4 protein-coding genes are annotated in these 6,073 nt (G+C 31.1%); 1 reads left to right on the plus strand and 3 read right to left on the minus strand.

What is annotated here, in order from left to right; genetic code table 11:
* Together RWL85_RS02980 and RWL85_RS02985 are read right to left on the minus strand one after the other, a co-directional pair.
* Positions 1 to 1,311 carry a glycoside hydrolase family 32 protein gene (locus RWL85_RS02980; protein WP_314084815.1) on the minus strand — a complete coding sequence of 437 codons (1,311 nt, stop codon included), beginning with the start codon at positions 1,309 to 1,311 and terminating at the stop codon, positions 1 to 3.
* Positions 1,301 to 2,803, minus strand: coding sequence for a sucrose-specific PTS transporter subunit IIBC (locus RWL85_RS02985; RefSeq protein WP_314084817.1), 1,503 nt, complete (start codon positions 2,801 to 2,803; stop codon positions 1,301 to 1,303). Before RWL85_RS02985 ends, RWL85_RS02980 begins: the two co-directional genes overlap by 11 nt.
* A gap of 235 nt (positions 2,804 to 3,038) precedes the next feature.
* Here RWL85_RS02985 and RWL85_RS02990 point away from each other — a divergent pair, with 235 nt between their 5' ends.
* Positions 3,039 to 4,802 carry a glycerophosphodiester phosphodiesterase gene (locus tag RWL85_RS02990; protein ID WP_314084819.1) on the plus strand — a complete coding sequence of 588 codons (1,764 nt, stop codon included), beginning with the start codon at positions 3,039 to 3,041 and terminating at the stop codon, positions 4,800 to 4,802.
* Between the two features lie 93 nt (positions 4,803 to 4,895).
* Here RWL85_RS02990 and RWL85_RS02995 read toward each other — a convergent pair whose 3' ends face one another.
* On the minus strand, positions 4,896 to 5,798 hold the full coding sequence (locus RWL85_RS02995; RefSeq protein WP_314084820.1) for an Rpn family recombination-promoting nuclease/putative transposase: 903 nt from the start codon (positions 5,796 to 5,798) through the stop codon (positions 4,896 to 4,898).
* Positions 5,799 to 6,073: the final 275 nt, after the last annotated feature.

Raw genomic sequence — 6,073 nt, forward strand, 5'->3', positions numbered from 1 at the left:
TTAGTTCTCCTCTCTAATTCCGATTGCTCCAAGTTCTTTTGCTACATAATTAGTAGCCAATATTTTTACATCATGATTTTCTGGATAAAATCTTGTCGAAAGTGCAAATGATCCATCATTAGCAAATAATTCAATTGATGAACTATCAAATACTATTTCTACATCTTCTAAATTCAATTTATATTTTCTATCATCTCTACCATAGCCACTATTTCCAAAAGAAATTTTTAATTCTTTATTATCATAGCTTACTTTAAAATCAGCTACACTAATTTCGAAATCTTTACCATGCTCTTGTTTATAATACCATGTATTTTTGTTAAAGTCATTAGATTCAATATCGCTACCTAATAAATCTTTTACAGACTTATGTAATGTTTGTCTAAATTCTCCATCTTTGTAGTTTACTACACGTGGAACAGTTAGACAGTTTTGATAACCAAACTTCGTAGTCGGATTTGTATAGCTACTATCTGGTACATACATCCAACCGATTAGTACACGATTATTATCCTCATCTAAAAATGTTTGTGATGCATAAAAATCATGACCATAATCTAATAATGTGAAGTTATCTAGTTTATCAACATTCTCAATTCCATCTTCAACTACAGAATATCCAATTTGATACATATTTTCATAATGTGGATACATTCTTGTAATTCCTTGAGGTGAAAACATAAATATTTCTTTCCCATCTACTTCAAAATAATCAGGGCATTCCCACATGAATCCTAGATTTTTTTGTGAATAAATAGTTTTGTATGGTTTAAGAGTATCTTTATCGTATACTAATAAACATCCATAATCATTACTATCTCTAGCACCTAGCACTAAATATTTTTTTCCATTTTTTTCAAATATCTTTGGATCTCTAACATGATTTGACATATTAGGGTAATCATCTGTTGTTAACAGACATTTTTTCTCAGTAAAGTTAATTCCATCTTCCGTTTCAAAAGATATGGTATTATGACCACGCCCAGCATGAACGTAGTCATAATCTCCTTTATATTTCACATTTCCTGTGTAATAGAAGACTAATTTTCCTTCTTCTATATTGGCACTTCCTGAATACACACCATGTGTTTCTTCTGCAATTGTTGGTGTTAAGAAAACGCCACGATCTTCATAATTCTTTAGATCGCTACTAGTATAGTAATACCATAATTTTAGTCCACCACTTACTTCATATGAATATTGGTGAAAAATATGATACTTACCATTAAAATAAGCTAATCCATTAGGATCATTTAACCAACCTTTAGTAGGTTCTAAATGAAGATTTTGTTTCCAATTATTAGCTAGCATTTACAAGCTCCTTCTTAGTTTTAAAGAAATATGCTGTTACTGAGAATGCTACAACGAATGACAATGCTAAACCAATAGCAAATGTTGACCAATGATTTGCAGGAATTGATATAAATCCTGGAATACCTGCTGCACCTAATGCTGATGCAAATACTTTATTAAGACCAATCCACGCACTTCCTACAGCACTTCCTGCGATTGCTCCGTAGAATGGATATTTAAGCCTTAAGTTAACCCCGAACATCGCTGGTTCTGTAATACCTAGTAGTGCAGAAATACCTGATGCTGAAGAAATTGATTTCATTTTTGTATTTTTAGAGAATACTAATACTGCAAGAACGGCCGCCCCTTGCGCTACGTTTGACATAGACGCTATTGGGAAAATAAATGTAAGTCCTGTTGCTGCAAGTAATTGTGTTTCGATAGCTGCGAAACTTTGGTGAAGTCCAGTAATAACGATTGGTGCATATAATAGACCAAAAATACCAGCTCCTACAAATCCTCCATTCGTATATAACCATTGTAATCCTTCTCCAAGTAATGTACCCGCCTCACGAAGAACCGGTCCCATCCATGCGAATGTTACGAATCCAGTTACGAATAATGAAACTAATGGTGTAGTTAAGTTATCTAACCATGATGGAGTTACACGACGTAAGAATTTTTCAATTGTCGCTAATAACCAAGCAGCTGCAAGAATTGGTAATACAGTTCCTTGGTATCCTACTTTAGCAATCTTAAATCCGAATACATCCCAGTATTGAAGAGATGTAAGTCTTTGTAGACCATCAACTGCTTGACCACTTTGGTTTACGATATCTAAAGCTGGTGCAAGAAGTTGGTTTGTAGATGGATCTAATTTACCAAATGTATAGAAGTTCATTACATCTGGGTGAACCATTAACATAGCTAGAGCAGCCCCTAGATACGGGTTACCACCAAAACGCTTAGTAGCAGAGAAACCAATTAATACAGGTAAGAATACGAACGGTGCATTTGCAAATACGTTAACCATATCAGCAAGACCTGCAATACCTGGGTTAGCTTCAATAACTGATTTACCAGTGTAGAATAAATCTTTAGCTGTTAATACGTTATTAATACCCATTAAAAGACCACCAGCAACGATCGCTGGGATAATCGGAACGAAAATATCACTTAACATTTTTACAAAACGTTGTAGTGGATTTCCTTTTGGTTTTTTAGAAGTAGTTTTTTCACCTTCTTCTTCACTAGAAGCTCCACCTTTGTATACCTCATTGTACTTAGCGTACACTTGTTGAACAAGACCACTTCCGAAGATTAATTGAAGCTGACCATTGTTAAAGAATACACCTTTAACTCCCTCGATATCTTCTAATTTTTCTTTATTATATTCTTTTTCATCGTTTAATTCTAAACGAAGACGAGTTGCACAGTGAACAACAGAGCGTAAGTTTTCTTCACCACCACTATGTTCAACAACTTCTGTTATAACTTTTTTTAAGTCCATAGTTCTTTCTCCTTTATATTATTTTTCTTTTATATAATGACATTTAACAGTTACCAAAACATAATGGTAACGTTACTTTTTTATTTTAACCCACTTAAGAAAGTTTGTCAAGAGAAAAAAGTAACGTTTCCTTTTTTGTTTTTAAAATTTTCTTTACTTCTCCAATTTCTTGATACATAATCTTATTTTTGGTATAATCTAGTAGCATAAAAATACTATAGAAAGCGAGGTTACCATGAACTTTACAATTAGAAATTTATTCTTTAGTGTATTAAAAAACATTAATCGATATAAATTCACCTATATTTCAATCGCAGCTATCATTCAATTTATTTTAATCTGCGCCTTGTGGATAATCTCCAAAATCTTCCTACTAGCTCTTACCCTCGCTGGTGAAGAACATTTAGATAAGAATAATATTCTAAGCATATTAACCAATCCATATAGTTTTGTAATATTAAATATATTAATACTTATAGTAGCATTCTTTATGTTTGTTGAGTTTTCGATACTAACCTTTACTATTTATGGGCAATTAACTGATAGACAATATTCATTTAAAAATATATTAAATAACGCTTGGAAAAAAACTAAAAACCTAGCAGGTTTTCAAACTTTATTTTTTATAGTCTACTTCCTTATAACTATACCAACTATCAATCTTGGTGTTAAATCTGTTATCGCAAAGAATTTATTTATTCCGAAATTTATTAGTAATGAAATAATGAAAACTACTAGTGGCTTTATTATCTGGGGTTTAATAATGTTAATGCTGGCATATATAAATCTTAGACTAATTTTCACACTTCCACTAACTGCTGTAGGTGATGAAAAAATACTAGATAGTATAAAAAGAAGTTGGGAAATTACAAGATCTGGTAAAAGAAAATTGTTATTTACTATTGGTTTATTTGAAATTATATATCTAATAATAGCTGGGATCCTAACAGCTCTAATCACAATTATTTGTATATACTTCGATAGTGACGGGAATAATCCTTTTGTTCAAACTCTATTTTTCTCATCTATTAGTGCGCTTGTTTTCTTTCTTGGAGTTATCTCAAAAGTAACAGTTATCACCTCACTAATTACAATTCTTATCGATCATAATGAAATATCAGAAGAGCTAGTTAATAATCTTAATGAAAACAAGAAGAAATCAAGCTTCGCAATAACCTTTATAACTATCATTATAATAATTGCAACTATTATTAATGGTTTTAATATATATGGGAATGGAGTTAATAAAAATATTGAAACAATAGCACATCGTGGCTATGTTGCTAAAGGTGTTGAAAATTCAATTGAAGCTCTTGAAGGTGCTGCAGAAGTTGGCGTTGATTATGTCGAATTTGATATTATACTAACAAAAGATAATAAGTTTGTTGTTATGCATGACTTTAATCTAAAAAGACTCGCTGGTATTAATAAACGTATTCAAGACATGAATTTTGATGAAGTAGTAGGTTTAACAATCAAACAAGGTGATTATACTAGTAAAATTCCATCATTAGAGGAATTTGTAAATAAAGCGAAAGAATTAAACATGAAGCTTGTAATCGAACTAAAACCTCATGGTGAGGAACCATCTAATTATATCGACATATTGATTAATGAAGTTAAAAGATTGAAACTTGAAAACTATAAATTCATGTCATTAAATCCTAAAGTAATGGAAGAACTAGAAAAAAAAGCACCAAACTTGGAAACTGGTTATGTAATTCCACTTCAGTTCGGAAACTTTCACCAAAGTAACGTCGACTTTTTTGTAATAGAAGATTTCTCTTATAGAGATCGTCTTGTAGAACAAGCTAAAAAGCAAGATAAAAAAGTTTTTGTTTGGACTATCAATGATTCAGCACTAATTACTAAATATCTACAAAGCCCTGCAGACGGAATAATTACTGACGAACCTGAGCTTGTTAAAGAAGAGAAAGATATTTTAGAAAATCATTATTCATATTTCGATAAAATATTAAGGCTTGTTAATTTTAGATAAAAAATAATCGGGAGCAACTTCCAAATCATAAATTAGTTTTATATTATGGCGTTCTTCTATATTTTTTACTCCCTTTGTTTTTCTTCTATCTTTCTATAAATATTTATTTAATTCCTCAATATTTAGTTTTAATTGAGCGGCAGCTACTTCTGGAGAGATATGGCCGTTTTTCATTAGAGTAATAATTGCTTCTTCAATTCCTTCTGCTCGTCCTTCTTCTCGTCCCTCAGCACGTCCTTCTGCTCGCCCTTCTTCTTGAGCATAAGCTAATGAAGCCCAATAATGATCTTGTTGTCTTGTTATCTCATCATACATACGTTGTTCCTCCTTAGTCCAGTTTCTAACATTAAGTAAATCATCAGCCTGATCTATCACTTCTCCAGGTTCGCTTGTATATTTCTTATTCCCGAAAAACTCTAGCCAACGTACTTTATTGTAACTTTCTTTTAGTTCTGGTTTATATTTTTTTAATTCTAAAAATACGATTTTTAATAATGGCATTTCTTTAGTAGCGTTATCTACATACATTTTTAATTCTGTATTTCTTGTTTTCTCTTTGATTAAAAAAGTACTTATAGGATTTTCTCCATCAAAGTAGTTTTGGTCGACAATGGCTGCAACATAAACTGGCGGTAATTTTCTATAAATAGCCAGTTTTTCTTTTTCTGTTTGTTTTAATCTTTCGATATTATCATTGACCTGTTTACACAGATATGCCCAAATACGATTAATGAAAAACACTTGTTTAGCCAGTTGAACTTCAATAATTACCTGTGCATGATTATCTAGTTCAACTAATATATCGACAGCTATATTGAAATCTGTTTCTACATTACTGTTGGCTGAAAATATTTGATTTCCCTCAATTAATTTTGCACTTTTCGCTGGTAAATCAAAAATATCTTTTACAAACTGTAACGCTACTTCTTCATTACGAAACACTTTTTTTACAACTAAGTCGTAAATAGGTTTTATATTTTTATGGCGTTCTTCCATTTTTTTCACTCCCTTGGTTTTAATCCTATTATTTATAAATTTTATTCTACCCTATTACTAACTTTATTATACTAGAAAAAAAATATTTTTTCTAATGATATCACTATACTACTTACGATTCTTCCACTAAATAGGCTCTTTGTCAAGTTCGGGGCATGGGAAAAAATCACTCTAGAAATCTAGGCAGCATTTTGCTGCTTAGATTTTTTCTTACTTTCTCTAAGTTTAACATTATTTTTATATTCAGAAACAAATAATCTAGACATAATTAAAAT

The sequence above is a fragment of the uncultured Gemella sp. genome (assembly GCF_963515875.1).
Taxonomy (GTDB): Bacteria; Bacillota; Bacilli; order Staphylococcales; family Gemellaceae; genus Gemella.

Bases quoted from the DNA above. Each gene is read 5' to 3' on its own strand.
- RWL85_RS02995 (WP_314084820.1), bottom strand. From the start codon at position 5,798: ATGGAAGAACGCCATAAAAATATAAAACCTATTTACGACTTAGTTGTA.
- RWL85_RS02985 (WP_314084817.1), bottom strand. From the start codon at position 2,803: ATGGACTTAAAAAAAGTTATAACAGAAGTTGTTGAACATAGTGGTGGT.
- RWL85_RS02980 (WP_314084815.1), bottom strand. From the start codon at position 1,311: ATGCTAGCTAATAATTGGAAACAAAATCTTCATTTAGAACCTACTAAA.
- RWL85_RS02990 (WP_314084819.1), top strand. From the start codon at position 3,039: ATGAACTTTACAATTAGAAATTTATTCTTTAGTGTATTAAAAAACATT.